The organism is Johannesbaptistia floridana (assembly GCF_057440575.1).
On the sequence record NZ_JALKVM010000210.1, the window covers coordinates 1 to 14,127 of the forward strand.

Genomic DNA, 14,127 nt, shown 5'->3' on the forward strand with positions numbered 1-14,127 from the left:
TCTGAGGCAAGGCTTGCGCCCTTCTGAGGCAAGGCTTGCGCCCTTCTGAGGCAAGGCTTGCGCCCTTCTGAGGCAAGATATAATATCTGGAAGGAATAGCAAATGTAGCTTAATTACTTTCTTAATAATTTCTATATATGTAAATAGCAGCAACCAACTTGTTTTTTACCTAGGTATTTCCTTTTTTAACTAATCTTTTTGAAGTTAAACTAAAATCAACTTTTAGTTTTTTCTCTTCCTTGTTACTATCTTAGGAAATATAAGTTCTAACTGGGTTGCTGCTATTTTGTTTTAACGAGACAGAAATTGATTTAAACAGCGTACTTACCTCTTTACTTTTGATTTAAACTACCTGTTTTATCTGCCAGCAGAAACTTTTTTTCTGCTTCTATTCATAGAATAACACTATTTTTTCTTCTAGCTAATATTTGATACAAAACTTCATATTTAGAATTGAAAACCGAGTAAATTCCAATAGATTAAAAAAGGAATAAACAATAGAGATGCTAAACTAACTAAAGAATAATGTAGTCGCTTACCGAGCTGCCAATAACCCTGTATCCAGGTAAAAAAGGTGGTTATAAGTAAAATTAGCGTCAAAGTGGTAGAGATAAGAGGTAGACAAAGGAAAGCCATGGCGATCGCCGGAACTCCATAAGCTAACTTCCAAGGTCCTATTAACCACAGATACAGGGGAAGACCGATTAAGAATATTAAATTCAATAAGCCAACTAAACCTGCCGTGATCTCATATCTTCCACCAGAACTTATGTACTAATTTTTAAGGAAAAATGTTCTTTATGGTTAATTCTCTATAATCTTTGTATCCTAGGGGTTTAACATCAATTCTTTTACTCATTACTCATTACTTATTACTTCAAAACTCAACCCTCACATGAACTAGTATTATATAATTATTAATTTTATTGATATTTTAAACATTTAGTCTCTATCAAATGTTAGAAATAGATAAGTTTTGTTGATTACCACAAGTACGGAAAAGTCATACATATATGAATTTAATTAATAGAATTATAGAAAAAATTCAATTAACCGATTTTAAAGTTTTACCCAAAAAGACTGTTAAAATACAATTTCTTAACTTTTGGAATGGCTTTCAACCAAGTAGTATTTTAAAATTCTTACTGCCATATTATAATTTTGAAATATCCAGCAATCCAGACTATGTTATTTTTTCTTGTTTTGTAGGTAAAGAAAAACGGCTAATATTTGAAACTCCTACTATCAATACTGATGCTGTTAAAATATTTTATACTGGGGAAAATATTCGTCCAGATATGAGCAAATGCGATTATGCTTTGTCTTTTTGCTACGAAGATGATATCACAGATCCTCATCATTTTCGAGTGCCTTATTACTTTATTCGTTTGATGAGGTATGAAATTTCTGTTTATGACTTAATAAATAGTAACTACCGGATTCAAAATCAACTCAAAGATTGGCAAAAAAAAGGATTTTGTAGCTATCTTGTTTCTAGTTCACACCCCTATAGAGATGATTTCTTTCAAGAGTTGTGCAAATATAAAAAAGTAGATTCTGGGGGACGTCATTTAAATAATATGGGGGGACAAATAGTATCTCCAAAATCAAACTTTCGAGGTACTAGAGAGGCACATTTTGAGAAAATGAGGTTTTTTCAAAACTATAAATTTGCTTTAGTATTTGAAAACTCAGAAGGAAGAGGCTATACTACAGAAAAAATAGTAGATGCTTTTTTAGCAGGGGTTATTCCCATATATAGAGGCAATCCCCTAGTGTATAGAGATTTTAACCCCAAAAGCTTTATTAATTTCCATGACTATAGTAGTCCAGAAGAGGTGATTAAGCATATTCAAGAGGTTGATCAAGATTATTCACTCTATAAAGCTTATTTAGAGCAGCCTTGTCTGTATAATAATCAATTATCTAAATATTTGAAGTTAGAATATTATTTAAATATTTTTAAAACTATTTTTACATAAAAGTAGGCGATATTCAGATCTTGCATCTTTATCTGAATGTTACTTTTCAAGTAGCAGCGAGATTTTTTGAGCATATACAGTTTATTTTGACTAAATTTGCCAGAAAATACTTTTAAAATAATTGGTAAAATTTCCAATTTTGAACTTTTCAAGGTTCAAAAACTCGTTGAAGTTAGAAAATTTCGGAAAACCAGTTTTAGAAAATTTAGAGCAAAATTAGGCTTATTCATCCTTTTTTACCATATACAGTTAATCAGCAAATTCAGTAATTTTACTTAAAACCCCTCTCCCTGCTCCCTGCTCCCTGCTCCCGTGCTCCCTGCTATACAAGGGTTTGGTGAGTTGCTTATAAAGCCCCCCTTGGTAAGGGGGGTTGGGGGGATCATTTATTTAAATATTGTTAACACGAACTACTGCTATAACTCAAAAAAGTTTAACTTTTATAGAAGATTGGGGATGTGATTTCCAATCTCTGCTTCGAGTAAGCTTAAACCAATTACAAAAAGGAGAGTCGGGACTAAATATCCGTCACGAAGAAGAACTAAAACTTTGCCTCAACTTCCATAAGAAACCAGAGAGAAAATTAGTAATAATATGGGCGATAATTGGTACAGCGAGATTATTGGTAAGAAGAGCAGTGTATCCTAATAAAAAGCCCACAAAAGTAGCCCAAACTGCATAAGGCCACTGTTCGGCACCACTTAGGTGTAAAATACCAAAAATACAACTAGAGAGAATTAAAGCCCCCAAGTTGAAGCCAAAAGCTGGCAGAATCACACCACGGAATAACAACTCCTCACTCAAACCTGGTAACAAACCTAACCAAATCAAATCTGACCAGACTAGAGGTTTCAGCACTAACTCTAAATAATTATCAGCGCTATGACGATAAGCTGGCCAAAGATAATAAATTAAACTACTAGTAACAATAATTATCCCAGAAGTAGCTAAACCCCAGAGTAGAGCTTCTCTAGTTAACTGCCAATTTAACAGGTCGATAGAGCCTAGTTTTTGCCATAATTTAGCTATAATTAACAGAGTTAGGGCAGTTAAGCCCATAATAACTAAAATTTGAATACGAGTTAGGGGTTGTAATTCAGAGTTATTGGAATTATTCACAATAGTTGTTGATTTCGATTTAATGACTGAAGATGAGGACGTAAGGCTTCTAAGGATACTCCAGCGCGGTCCGCTGCAATTACTCCTAAAGCTTCTATATATGATTCTACTGTAATTGCTTCAATTCCCAAAGATTCGGGAGAAACTTTCATCTGAGTTTGGTTTTCTCTCACGGCGATAATTTTGGTCTTTTGTTGACTTAAACCGAGAACTGCGGCACTTCCACAGGCATCAGCAGGTACAACCAGGGCATCTACCTGTTGAGAGGAAATTACCCCAGGAAGAAAACTTGGCTGCTGAAGAATTAATCTGGGTGCGCGACTCAATCCCACCAACACACAGGGTAAAAATGTGTATCCCAGTTCTTCTGCTGCCGCCCGGGGAGATAGTTTCGGCTCTACAGGCAAAGGTTGTAAAGCTGGTGCATGGGCGGCAGGTATACCAAAATTACGCACTATCAGATGGGAAATTACTGCTTCAGCACCAGCTATAGCATCTACTCCCACTCCTTGGCGATAATTTTCTAAAGCTTCTGAATCTTCTTCTGGGAAGCGTGCCACTACTGCTATAGCCTCTACATTTCCCTGCTTGATTAACTTTTCTGTAGCCCTCAACAGACTATCAGGGTTGCCAATTGTACCCCAACTAGCCCCCGAGGCAGCTATCCGCACTTCTACTTCTAGGGGAGCATCGGTTAACAGGTAATCCTTAATTTCTATGCCTAAACTCGCCCTGACTGCGTCTGCTGCCTGGAGATGCCGTAACCTCAGTTCTGGTTCTATAGCTTGGTCTAAAATCAAACCAATGGTATTTTGTCTCACTGGTTGTAATCCCCAATTCCCTAGGGCAAATTGGTCTAAAGCATAACCTTCTACATAGAGTATTTTCGGCTCTGACCAATATAGTTGTGCTCCATTGAGTACATTGGGATGAGTGATTAGGCGATCGCTGATTTTGGCGATCGCCCTGGCCACTGGCATCGCATCTCCTGCGTAACCACCTATAGATGCCCCAATCCCCGTCGGAACTATAAGTACAACTGTATAGGGATTTTCCACAGTTATGGTCCTGTTGAAGAATTAGTCACAATTGCTTCTACCTGAACTTTTTGCTTTTCCTCATCTACTTCAGTAATTGCCCAGCGTAGAGTTTCCCCTTTTGTTGACAATTCTGTTTCTATAGCTTTTTGTAAGGCTTGAGTATCTTCTTGCAGTTCAATTTCTGCTTCAATAAAATGAGTTGTCATCTTTACTTTTCTACTTGTTGGATAAGTTGCTTTTTTTTATGAGCTACCAAATTGTTTCTCATATACCATATCTTCTTTTTCTGATTCTACAACCAAATCAGATCTAGGGTAAGATACACACAACAATGCGTAACCTTGTTTTTGCAATTCTGGAGATAAACCCATCCCCTCAGTTTGCTCTACTGTTCCTGATTTAACTAAACCAGCACAAGTAGTACAAACTCCCGCAAGACAAGAGCTTGGTAAATCTATCCCAGCATTTTGAGCTGCATCTAATACTGTTTGTGCTTCTGAAACTTCGATTGTCTGTTCTTGACCCTGATGTTGAATTTGAACAGTGTAGGTATTACTCATAGGTCAACCATATCATTATTTTTCATTATTATCTTGCCAGAAATTCCCGCTGTTTGACCATATTTTTTACTAATAAATTTTGCTATACTAGAGTATATACTAGGCCCAACTCCCTTGTCTCAACCATGTTTAGTACAAACAAAGAAGCTAACTCAGAAGCAAGAGACGCAGAACTTGTAGATCTTGCGGCCAAAGCCATTTATGTTGACAATTATAAAAAAGCAGAATCTTTACTGGAAAAAGTCATTGACAACACCCCGCAAGAATATCTCTATAGATATCAAGAAAATGGTAGTTTGGTAGTTAAATTTTGGAATCAACAGGAATATAACCAATATTGTAGTTGGAAAAAGAAACAAGGCCAAAATCAAGCAGTTATTTGGATTAAATCGGCTTATCCTCGCGCTTACTATTTTCTAGGCTTTTTAAAAATCAAAACGAAACAATATGAACAAGCCATAGAATATCTTGAAAAAGGACGCCAACTAGAACCAACTAACCCTAAATTTAACTTTGAACAAGCCCAAGCCTTGTTTGGTTTACAGAAATACTCGGAAGCTTTAAAACTCTACGAAGAGATTAAGGAATTAGGTCCTCATATAAGTAAATATGACCTAGCTAAAGCCTTAACGGGAAAAGGTTCAACTTTGTTAGAGATACGTGAATTAGAAGCGGCAGAAGCTGCTTATAGTCAATCCCTGCAATTTGAACCTCATAACTATTTAGTTATGAGCAAACTTAAATATATTCAAGATTTACGCAACGGTAAACAAGATATTACCCCAGGTCTATTCACTGGAACAAGTAATCATTTACAAAGCAATGACACCTATCACCAATTATTAGAAAACTATACCCAATCATCCCCAAGATTAGAAAGTCCAATATCTAGTAAACTGGTAAATCTCAGAACTAGAGCTTATTTGTTAGCTAGTTTATCAATTATGTTGATTATTTTAGTAATTTTTTTAGGGATGATCTCATAAAAATACGCACATCTACTAGGCTGGTTGATGTGCGTTGACTTGAGTTACGTATTTAAATTAAGTCAGCTTGATGGAAAATTACCGCGACAACTGCCGCAAAAATGGTGATTGATAAAGCAGTAAGAGGATTTTGACCACAACTGACGGCAAAGGAAGTCACAACACCAGCACCCAAAGCAGCAGTTAAACCTGCGCCGAAAAGATCTTTTTCTGTTTTCATCTGATTAAAGTTTTTTAATTAAACTGTAAAATGATTTGAGGTAAGTTCTAACTTAGCACTTACAATTGAGTCATCCCCTAGGATTGAGGGAAAATCTTAATTAAGTTTAAAGTTTAGTTAACTTTCTTAACATGGGGAGAGAGTGAGAAGATAAAAAAGAAGTTAAAGCCTAATTGCTCATTTATTGTCATAATGAAAGAGAAACATTAAATTAAAAAATTTAGTTGTATGAGTAATCCTGTAATTAAAGCCTTTTTCCTAGGCAAAGCCCTAGCAGAAACTATAAGTGAGAAAGTAGAAGACAGTATCAACCAAACTCTCAGTGAAGTTGGTAAATTCGATGCCGAACAAAGAGAAAAACTGCGTCAATTCACTAATGAAGTGATAGCCAAAGCAGATAGAGAACTATATAACCAAGGGGTTGTAGAAGATAGCTCGACAACTTCCACAACTAGAACAACTAGTAGGTCACAATCACCCCAAGATAGACAAGAAATGATCGATGAATTGAGAGCAGAAATAGCTCGTTTGAGGGCAGATTTGAAAATATATTCTGATCAATCAAGCTAACTCAATCAAGCTAACTCAATCAAGCTAACTCAATCAAGCTAACTCAATCAAGCTACTGCTAAACTATAGCCAATTGATAATAAATACAAAGCCATTTAATTGAAATAAAGTGTCTGCTTTTTCTGAAAACTTTAACAAAACTGTTACATCGAAGTCTATGAATTCCCCATCTTCTCAATTAATTACACGACCAGAAAGGGGAAAAAATACTTATCGCTGGAATCAAGAAAACTACTCTCGCAATCGTCGTCGTTTTGATATCTGGATATTTGTTTTAAGTCTCTTATTCAAACTGTGGAGAAACGGCAAAAAATGGAGTTATTTTGCCGTAGGCGGCTATAGTGAAGAAAAACTAGCAGCTCGTCGCAAAGTACAAGCAGTATGGATTAGAAAAAGTTTATTAGAATTAGGACCAACTTTTATTAAAGTAGGTCAATTATTTTCTACAAGAGCTGACTTATTCCCGATAGAATATGTAGAAGAGTTGTCAAAGCTACAAGACCAAGTGCCAGCATTTAGTTATGAACAAGCAAGTGGAATTATTCAAGAAGATTTAGGAAAACCAATAAACAAACTATTTGCCAGCTTCGACCCAATTCCCCTAGCGGCAGCTAGTTTAGGGCAAGTTCATAAAGCTAAACTACACAACGGTCAAGAAGTAGTAGTAAAAATTCAGCGCCCCGGTCTACAAAAACTATTCACAATTGATTTAGCTATCCTGAAAAAGATTGCTCAATACTTCCAAAGTCATCCACGCTGGGGCAAAGGGAGAGATTGGCTAGGGATATATGAAGAATGCTGTCGCATCCTCTGGGAGGAAACTGACTACCTCAACGAAGGGCGCAACGCAGATACTTTTCGTCGTAACTTTCGTAATAAAGAGTGGGTGAAAGTACCAAAGGTATATTGGCGTTATACAGCAAGACGAGTGTTAACACTAGAATATATGCCGGGAATAAAAATTAGTCACTATGAAGCGTTAGAAGCGGCAGGTTTAGACAGAAGTAGACTAGCGAGACTAGGGGCAGAAGCTTACTTACAGCAACTACTAAATGATGGATTTTTCCACGCAGATCCCCACCCGGGAAATCTAGCAGTAAGTACGAATGGGGCCCTGATTTTCTACGATTTTGGAATGATGGGACAAATAAAAACCAATGTAAGGGAAAAACTGATGCAAACTCTGTTTGGCATAGCCGAAAAAAATGCTGATAGAGTGGTACGCTCACTGATAGACTTAGGGGCTTTAGCACCAATAGGAGATATGGGACCAGTAAGACGCTCAGTGCAGTATATGCTAGATAATTTCATGGATCAACCCTTTGAGAATCAATCAGTAGATTCTATAAGTGAAGATCTTTATGAAATAGCTTATGATCAACCTTTTAGGTTTCCAGCAACTTTTACCTTTGTGATGAGAGCTTTTTCTACCCTAGAAGGAGTAGGCAAAGGATTAGATCCTCAGTTTAATTTTATGGAAGTAGCTCAACCCTTTGCAATGGAGTTAATCACTAGTAATGAAGGTAACAATGGAAAGGGTCTAAGTAACACTATTTTTGACGAATTGGGAAGACAAGCAGCACAAGTAAGTAGCACAGCTTTAGGTTTACCACGCAAAATAGAGGATACAATAGAAAAGTTAGAGCGGGGAGACATATTAGTCAGAGTCAAATCTCAAGAATCAGACCGTTTAATACGTCGCTTGAGTATGATTCAAATCAGTAATAACTATGCTGTGGTGATGAGTGGTTTCTTTATATGTGCTACTATTTTAATGGTTAATGGATACATAAAAATAGGCATAGGCGCAATTTTAATCGCTTTGGCTATAGCTCTCCATTTATTTCGTCTACTAAGACGAATTGACCGCTTAGATCGTATGTTCTGATGATGGTAGATTAGATTATGAAATTTTGCTTTGACGGACTTTCAGATACCGGAATGGTTCGCTCAGTTAATCAAGATAATTACTATGTGGATGAGTCTAAAAGTCGCTTCTTTATTGTGGCAGACGGGATGGGAGGACACGCAGGCGGTCAAGAAGCAAGTGCGATCGCTATCAACGCAATTAGAGAATATCTTGAGGAAAACTGGGAAAAAGAGGAAGATACCGAAAAACTATTAGAAGAAGCTATTACCATAGCTAATATCAGTATCTTAAAGGATCAATCCCTCCATCCTGAACGTGGTGAAATGGGAACCACCGTGGTGATGCTCCTATTTCGCCAAGAAAAAACCTGGATAGCTCATGTGGGAGATTCTCGCCTCTATCGCTTGCGCAATCAAAGCCTACAGCAGTTGACAGATGACCATACCTGGGTGGGAAGAGCTATAAAAATTGGGGATTTAACCAAGGAAGAAGCTAAAAAACATCCCTGGCGTCATGTTTTGTCTCAGTGTTTAGGTCGGCAAGAACTGTATCATATAGAGATACAAAATATAGAAAGCGAAAGCGGCGATCGCTATCTGTTGTGTAGTGATGGCTTAACCGAAGAAGTGCCTGACGAGTTAATCGAAAAACTTCTCGATGAGAGCGAAAATCCCCAACAGGCAACGGAAAAGCTAGTCAGTGCCGCCAAAGAACTAGGAGGAAGTGACAATATCACGGTTGTTGTTGTGTCTACAGATTAAATCATGGACAATTAAGTCATGGACAAAGTGATCGAAATTCTCTCGGCGGAGGAATTGCGCCGGACTCTAACTCGCCTAGCTTCTGAAGTAATTGAAAAATCTGGGGACCTCTCTAATCTAGTTTTACTAGGTATATATACGAGAGGTGTCCCTTTAGCTCATTTATTAGCTAATCAAATCAAAATTTTAGAACAGGTAGAAGTATCTGTAGGAGCATTAGATATTACCTTCTATAGAGATGATTTAGATAAAATTTCCCTGCGTACTCCCGCAAAAACCGAAATCCCCTTTGATTTAACTCACAAAACCGTAATATTAGTAGATGACGTAATTTACAAAGGGCGTACAATTCGAGCTGCACTAAATGCAGTAACAGAATATGGACGTCCTAGTTTAATTCGTCTGTTGGTATTAGTAGATAGAGGACATCGAGAAGTCCCAATTCATCCAGATTTTACTGGAAAAATGTTGCCCACTGCTACAGAAGAAAAAGTAAAAGTTTATCTAGATGAAGTAGATGGACGAGATGCAGTAGAGTTAATCAAAGCTATATGAACAGCTATGCCTTAGCGTTAAGTCTTGAAATCTTTGTGAGGCACCGAGGCAGCTATGCTGAAAGAAAAGAAGAAGGTATGAAGGTAGAACTTGATCATAACTAATTAAAGGGACATGATCTCACAAGGCGATCGCACTTGAGTTCTTCTTGTATAATTGCAGGATATATCTACTTCTTTTTGATGGCATAATAGCTATTTTCTGGTAAAGAAGAGAGAAATTCACTGACTCGGGGGGCAATGTCTACTGAATTGGAAAAGTTAGCAGGTAGGGCTAGGGTTACTCCTGACCAAGATAACCAATAAAACAATAAACTCAGAATTAATGTGAAAAAACGTTTAAATAACATGAATTTTACTCCCTCTCAAAACATTTGTTTAAACTTAAAAAATACTAATTAATTAATTTTTACTTTATTGTACAATAAAGTAAGTTTTATTCCTAATCTTTCTTAGGATAGGTATAGCTTCATTTTATTTTTAGGGAAATTTTTATTAAAAATTAAGATTTTGAAGTTTGAAAATTATGATAAGTTTTTTGAGAGTAGCTGAACTTTTACTACTAGGTGCTTTATGGGGCGGCTCTTTTTTATTTATGCGCATTGCGGCACCAGTATTAGGACCTGTTTGGTTAATTGAAATGAGGTTGTTATTAGCGGGTTTATTTTTGCTGCCAATTTTTCTGAGATTAGGCTTAGGACGTTATTTAAAAAACAATCTAATTTTACTAACTATTATTGGTTGTTTTAATTTTGCCCTTCCCTTTTTATTATTTGCTTTTGCCTCTCTATTTTTACCCGCAGGATTTACCTCTATCTTAAATTCAACTACCCCTTTATTTGCTCTCTTAATTACCTCAATTTGGTTTCAAGAAAAGTTGTCAGCCCAGAAAATTACTGGGTTTATTTTAGGTTTTATCGGAGTAATTGTTTTAGTTAGTGGAAGAATTATAGGGTCAACAGATGTTTTTATGCCTGCAATTTTAGCAGGATTGTCAGCGGCTTTAATGTACGCCATAGTTGCTCCTTATCTAAAAAAATATTTATCTGACGTACCTCCTTTAGCTGTTAGTACCATTAGTCAACTAAGTGGGGCTATGTTATTATTACCTTTAATGCCTTTTACCACCCCAGAAGCAAATCCAACAGTAGTAGTGATTTTATCAGTAATTGGTCTAGCTTTTTTTTCTACTACTTTAGCTTATCTTATTTATTTTCGGCTACTTAATAATATTGGTGTTACTAAAACCTTAACTGTTACTTATTTAATTCCTTTATTTTCTATGCTTTGGGGTGCCATGATTCTGGGAGAATCTATTACTATCTCCATGCTCTTGGGATGTGGATTAATTTTATTGGGAATAGCGATCGCCAATAATCTGTTTACACTGTTAATACATTCAGAACTTAACGGTAAGGAATAGATATGAACAGAGAGCCAAATTTGAGCAGAAAAAATCTCTGCCCAAGTTAAAAACTAGCTTTGTAATAATTCACTCAGAGATTGCCAACGGAAATAACGCTCTCCTCCCATTTCTACCACAATTTTCAAACGTGGTTCAATATTAGTTAAATCAATTAAATACTGTATTTCTGTGCGTGAAAGTACGTACCCTTCAAGAATCCATAGGGCTATGCCTTTGGACTTAGGGGGTAAACTAGCTAATTGATTACTAACTATCCCCGGCACATAGTATACAGGTCCTACGGCTGCATCTTGAGCGATATTTTTTTTCCCTAAATGAGGTGGTCGCACCCCATGTATTCCCATTAAATAGGCGCCGATATCTCCTAAACCTCTAGCAGTTATCGATAAAGTTATATAGCCATTAGTGCGTAAACGTCTTTGGTAGCGACCTTCAAAGCCTCCTTCTAACGGTGCATAAACAGCTAAGGCTTTTGTTTCTTCTAAATTACGAATAAATGATTTTCCGGTGGTAATTAGTGGCATATTTTTACTGTGGTCTTACTTCTATTACTGTACCGTTAAAATTATAGCTATTACCATCTAACTCTATTCCTGTACCTATTTTTACTTTTTGCTGCCCTAAGACAACTCCATCATTAGCAATTTTGCCTTCACCAACCAAGCTAATTAATAAGTCCCGAATTATTGCTATTTCTGGCCGGGGATCTGGTAATGCTATGACTGTACCATCCGGTTGAGGGACACTTACTGTTCTCTCTAATTCTCGTGCGGATTCAATCTTAACTTGTCCGGCAGGTTGACTACGGATAATCAAATTTGCCTGGGGATTTTCTGTAAATTCTTGCATCAGTTTTTCTATATTGTTAACTCCTAAACCACGTACTAGTACTTCTACTTCTATAGTTTGATTGCCGCCAATTTGAGCCACTGAACCAGTTGGTCCAGGAATAACAAAGATGCCTATTAACACTAATAAGATTACTGCTGCTGCGGCTAAGTCAAGAATGCTAATTTTTCCGAATAAACGTCCTTGGCGATCAATAATCATTTGATTCAATTGGTTAATCTTATCGTATAGGTTAGCACAATTTTTTTACTTTACTATAATCAGATAAAAAGCAGGAAGTAATATACATAGCTTTAGTTGAAATAAAAATTAGTTTCGGCACAGCAGAAGATGATTTAATTATTGAGGGTTTTGTTAGAGATGAGTAAAAAGGCGATCGCCTATGGTTTTTGATGAAATAAAAAAAAATAAATTTTTATTCAAATGGCTATTTTTAAGCTATAATTTTTTTCAAAATAGTTCAAAATAATACCGAACCGTACTTTATGCTACACAAGAGCCAATGTGAGACTTTGAGTAAACAAAGAATATTAACAATACTATTAGGAACACTATCAACTATCCCAGTAACTTTACCAGTACAAGCAATTAGTCTCAATTGGACAATGGTGGGAGACGTGAATTTAGTAGATTCAGCTACATTTCAGTTATCCACCGATGCTGATTTAGATGATGATATCGGTCTCAGTGTGCCATCAGGAACATTCAATTTCTCGGGTAATCCAGCAATTGATAATAGTTTCGGGGATTTAGAGAATTTTTTTGGACTACCACCTGGTAGTTTAGATTTAGGAGGAGACGCTTTAGAAGGTTCATCGGTAATCAGCACTAGTATTGATGTTGAAGCAGGAGATACTCTCAGTTTTGACTATAGATTTTTAACTAATGAAACTGCCGATATTCTCACTACAAATGGTAGAGGTTTATTAAATGATTATGCTTTTATTGTCCTGGATGACCAGGTTGATATACTAGCTGATGTAGGTGATGCTACCTTAGATTCTAGTTTGTTTGACCAAGAAACAGGCTTACAAAGTTATAATCAGCAATTTACCCAAACTGGTACTGTGTCTCTAGGTTTTGGAGTAGTGGATATAGATGATTTTTTAATTTCATCAGCTTTATCAGTAGAAAATCTAACCATTAACCGACAGAATCAACCTCAACCAACTCCCGAATCAAGTAACATAATCGGTCTTGCAGTACTTGTAGGCTTGTGTTTGAAGTTTACTTCAAAAAATACCAAAAATTGTAGGATTTTAGACAAGTAATCAGAGTTTTAGACTATTTTATCTAGATTAGATGACCATGGATTACATCTTGCCCTAGAAAAATGTAGCTTAAAACTACACTCTAGTGTAGTTAATTTTAAAAATAAACAAACTAGTAATGCTTTTAATCATTACTAGATATATGAATTATTGAGTAAAACAATGACATATTTTCCTATTTTAACTAACAATAATGATGATTTAGCGAGTTTATCCCCTGATAATCTTTTAGAGAATAATAATGGTTATGGTTTAGCGACAAGTAATCTACTAACTACTAATCAAGTCAATCCAGAAATTGCTCTAATCTCAAATGACATTGACGCATCAGGATATAATCAAATTAATGGCACTAGAAATAGAGATATAATTTTCGGGACACCAGAAGATGATTTAATTATTGGGGGTTTTGGTCAAGATGAGATAACAGGTGGGGCAGGTGCCGATATTTTTGTTTACAACAATATTAGAGATGCCATTGATCTAATCACTGATTTTAACCCAAGCGAAGACAGTTTAGATGTGCGAGCCCTTCTAACGAGTATTGGTTATCAGGGATTAAATGCCGTTGAGGAAGGTTATATCAGTTTTGATTATTATCAAGGTGGGGCAGATGTATTAGTAGACAGGGATGGTTTAGGCATAGGGCGAAGTCGTAAGATAGTTGAGTTACAGTTTAGTGATTCAGAAAATGTTAATCAGCCACCCACAGATATAGAATTAGATAATCAGAGTATTGAAGAAAATATTAGTGGTGGAATTATTGGTAATATATCAGTTGTAGATATTGATACGGAAGCTCAATTTAATAACAATATAGTAACTGTTAGTGATAATCGCTTCGAGATAATAGATAATAACGGAACTTTACAACTAAAATTAAAAGCAGGAGAAAGTTTAAATTATGAAGTAGAAACGA

Annotated in this window: 18 protein-coding genes; 9 read left to right on the forward strand and 9 right to left on the reverse strand. The window is 36.1% G+C overall.

Going from position 1 to position 14,127, the window contains the following annotated elements:
• Positions 1–447: 447 nt before the first annotated feature.
• Positions 448–723 carry a hypothetical protein gene (locus MW688_RS13650; protein WP_486736563.1) on the reverse strand — a complete coding sequence of 92 codons (276 nt, stop codon included), beginning with the start codon at positions 721–723 and terminating at the stop codon, positions 448–450.
• Positions 724–1,013: 290 nt separating this feature from the next.
• Here MW688_RS13650 and MW688_RS13655 point away from each other — a divergent pair, with 290 nt between their 5' ends.
• Entirely contained in the window at positions 1,014–1,982 is a 969-nt protein-coding gene (locus tag MW688_RS13655) for a glycosyltransferase family 10 domain-containing protein (RefSeq protein ID WP_486736564.1), read from the forward strand.
• A gap of 528 nt (positions 1,983–2,510) precedes the next feature.
• Here the strand turns inward: MW688_RS13655 and MW688_RS13660 are convergent.
• From MW688_RS13660 to MW688_RS13675, 4 genes are read right to left on the reverse strand one after another with little or no spacing between them, the layout of a single operon-like run.
• Positions 2,511–3,101 (reverse strand): CPBP family intramembrane glutamic endopeptidase, encoded by a 591-nt coding sequence (locus MW688_RS13660; protein ID WP_486736565.1) that lies wholly within the window; start codon positions 3,099–3,101, stop codon positions 2,511–2,513.
• Positions 3,098–4,159 carry a DUF3326 domain-containing protein gene (locus MW688_RS13665; RefSeq protein WP_486736566.1) on the reverse strand — a complete coding sequence of 354 codons (1,062 nt, stop codon included), beginning with the start codon at positions 4,157–4,159 and terminating at the stop codon, positions 3,098–3,100. Before MW688_RS13665 ends, MW688_RS13660 begins: the two co-directional genes overlap by 4 nt.
• 2 nt (positions 4,160–4,161) lie before the next feature.
• Positions 4,162–4,347, reverse strand: a complete 186-nt coding sequence (locus MW688_RS13670; RefSeq protein WP_486736567.1) for a hypothetical protein — start codon at positions 4,345–4,347, stop codon at positions 4,162–4,164.
• Between the two features lie 36 nt (positions 4,348–4,383).
• Positions 4,384–4,701: a 2Fe-2S iron-sulfur cluster-binding protein gene (locus MW688_RS13675; protein ID WP_486736568.1), complete on the reverse strand. Its 318-nt coding sequence runs from the start codon at positions 4,699–4,701 to the stop codon at positions 4,384–4,386.
• Between the two features lie 125 nt (positions 4,702–4,826).
• Here MW688_RS13675 and MW688_RS13680 point away from each other — a divergent pair, with 125 nt between their 5' ends.
• Positions 4,827–5,687 carry a tetratricopeptide repeat protein gene (locus MW688_RS13680; RefSeq protein ID WP_486736569.1) on the forward strand — a complete coding sequence of 287 codons (861 nt, stop codon included), beginning with the start codon at positions 4,827–4,829 and terminating at the stop codon, positions 5,685–5,687.
• A gap of 52 nt (positions 5,688–5,739) precedes the next feature.
• On the opposite strand, the gene MW688_RS13685 is transcribed toward MW688_RS13680, so the two are convergent.
• Complete coding sequence (locus tag MW688_RS13685; protein ID WP_486736570.1) at positions 5,740–5,907, reverse strand: hypothetical protein; 168 nt, start codon at positions 5,905–5,907, stop codon at positions 5,740–5,742.
• Between the two features lie 228 nt (positions 5,908–6,135).
• On the opposite strand from MW688_RS13685, the gene MW688_RS13690 reads away from it, so the two are divergent.
• The 4 genes from MW688_RS13690 (at position 6,136) to pyrR (ending at position 9,663) form a co-directional block, all read left to right on the forward strand.
• Entirely contained in the window at positions 6,136–6,477 is a 342-nt protein-coding gene (locus tag MW688_RS13690) for a DUF6825 family protein (RefSeq protein ID WP_486736571.1), read from the forward strand.
• Between the two features lie 157 nt (positions 6,478–6,634).
• Positions 6,635–8,365 (forward strand): ABC1 kinase family protein, encoded by a 1,731-nt coding sequence (locus MW688_RS13695; RefSeq protein WP_486736572.1) that lies wholly within the window; start codon positions 6,635–6,637, stop codon positions 8,363–8,365.
• Positions 8,366–8,382: 17 nt separating this feature from the next.
• Positions 8,383–9,108, forward strand: a complete 726-nt coding sequence (locus MW688_RS13700; protein ID WP_486736573.1) for a Stp1/IreP family PP2C-type Ser/Thr phosphatase — start codon at positions 8,383–8,385, stop codon at positions 9,106–9,108.
• Between the two features lie 18 nt (positions 9,109–9,126).
• Positions 9,127–9,663 (forward strand): bifunctional pyr operon transcriptional regulator/uracil phosphoribosyltransferase PyrR, encoded by a 537-nt coding sequence (pyrR, locus tag MW688_RS13705; RefSeq protein ID WP_486736574.1) that lies wholly within the window; start codon positions 9,127–9,129, stop codon positions 9,661–9,663.
• A 169-nt stretch (positions 9,664–9,832) separates the two neighbouring features.
• On the opposite strand, the gene MW688_RS13710 is transcribed toward pyrR, so the two are convergent.
• Complete coding sequence (locus MW688_RS13710; protein WP_486736575.1) at positions 9,833–10,012, reverse strand: hypothetical protein; 180 nt, start codon at positions 10,010–10,012, stop codon at positions 9,833–9,835.
• A gap of 176 nt (positions 10,013–10,188) precedes the next feature.
• On the opposite strand from MW688_RS13710, the gene MW688_RS13715 reads away from it, so the two are divergent.
• Positions 10,189–11,085 (forward strand): DMT family transporter, encoded by an 897-nt coding sequence (locus tag MW688_RS13715; protein ID WP_486736576.1) that lies wholly within the window; start codon positions 10,189–10,191, stop codon positions 11,083–11,085.
• A 53-nt stretch (positions 11,086–11,138) separates the two neighbouring features.
• Here MW688_RS13715 and ndhN read toward each other — a convergent pair whose 3' ends face one another.
• Positions 11,139–11,612 (reverse strand): NAD(P)H-quinone oxidoreductase subunit N, encoded by a 474-nt coding sequence (ndhN, locus tag MW688_RS13720; protein WP_486736577.1) that lies wholly within the window; start codon positions 11,610–11,612, stop codon positions 11,139–11,141.
• Positions 11,613–11,616: 4 nt separating this feature from the next.
• Entirely contained in the window at positions 11,617–12,138 is a 522-nt protein-coding gene (locus tag MW688_RS13725; protein ID WP_486736580.1) for a DUF4330 domain-containing protein, read from the reverse strand.
• 311 nt (positions 12,139–12,449) lie between these two features.
• Between MW688_RS13725 and MW688_RS13730 the strand changes: the two genes are divergently transcribed.
• Both MW688_RS13730 and MW688_RS13735 read left to right on the forward strand, forming a co-directional pair.
• Positions 12,450–13,208, forward strand: a complete 759-nt coding sequence (locus MW688_RS13730) for a hypothetical protein (protein WP_486736578.1) — start codon at positions 12,450–12,452, stop codon at positions 13,206–13,208.
• Between the two features lie 162 nt (positions 13,209–13,370).
• Positions 13,371–14,127: M10 family metallopeptidase C-terminal domain-containing protein (locus MW688_RS13735; protein ID WP_486736579.1), on the forward strand; the 757-nt coding region annotated here is incomplete at its 3' end.

What these genes read in the sequence shown, in the direction of transcription:
- MW688_RS13725 (WP_486736580.1), bottom strand. Translation starts at nt 12,138, where the DNA reads ATGATTATTGATCGCCAAGGACGTTTATTCGGAAAAATTAGCATTCTT.
- MW688_RS13680 (WP_486736569.1), top strand. Translation starts at nt 4,827, where the DNA reads ATGTTTAGTACAAACAAAGAAGCTAACTCAGAAGCAAGAGACGCAGAA.
- MW688_RS13715 (WP_486736576.1), top strand. Translation starts at nt 10,189, where the DNA reads ATGATAAGTTTTTTGAGAGTAGCTGAACTTTTACTACTAGGTGCTTTA.
- pyrR (WP_486736574.1), top strand. Translation starts at nt 9,127, where the DNA reads ATGGACAAAGTGATCGAAATTCTCTCGGCGGAGGAATTGCGCCGGACT.
- MW688_RS13710 (WP_486736575.1), bottom strand. Translation starts at nt 10,012, where the DNA reads ATGTTATTTAAACGTTTTTTCACATTAATTCTGAGTTTATTGTTTTAT.
- MW688_RS13690 (WP_486736571.1), top strand. Translation starts at nt 6,136, where the DNA reads ATGAGTAATCCTGTAATTAAAGCCTTTTTCCTAGGCAAAGCCCTAGCA.
- MW688_RS13675 (WP_486736568.1), bottom strand. Translation starts at nt 4,701, where the DNA reads ATGAGTAATACCTACACTGTTCAAATTCAACATCAGGGTCAAGAACAG.
- ndhN (WP_486736577.1), bottom strand. Translation starts at nt 11,612, where the DNA reads ATGCCACTAATTACCACCGGAAAATCATTTATTCGTAATTTAGAAGAA.
- MW688_RS13695 (WP_486736572.1), top strand. Translation starts at nt 6,635, where the DNA reads ATGAATTCCCCATCTTCTCAATTAATTACACGACCAGAAAGGGGAAAA.
- MW688_RS13670 (WP_486736567.1), bottom strand. Translation starts at nt 4,347, where the DNA reads ATGACAACTCATTTTATTGAAGCAGAAATTGAACTGCAAGAAGATACT.
- MW688_RS13700 (WP_486736573.1), top strand. Translation starts at nt 8,383, where the DNA reads ATGAAATTTTGCTTTGACGGACTTTCAGATACCGGAATGGTTCGCTCA.
- MW688_RS13655 (WP_486736564.1), top strand. Translation starts at nt 1,014, where the DNA reads ATGAATTTAATTAATAGAATTATAGAAAAAATTCAATTAACCGATTTT.
- MW688_RS13685 (WP_486736570.1), bottom strand. Translation starts at nt 5,907, where the DNA reads ATGAAAACAGAAAAAGATCTTTTCGGCGCAGGTTTAACTGCTGCTTTG.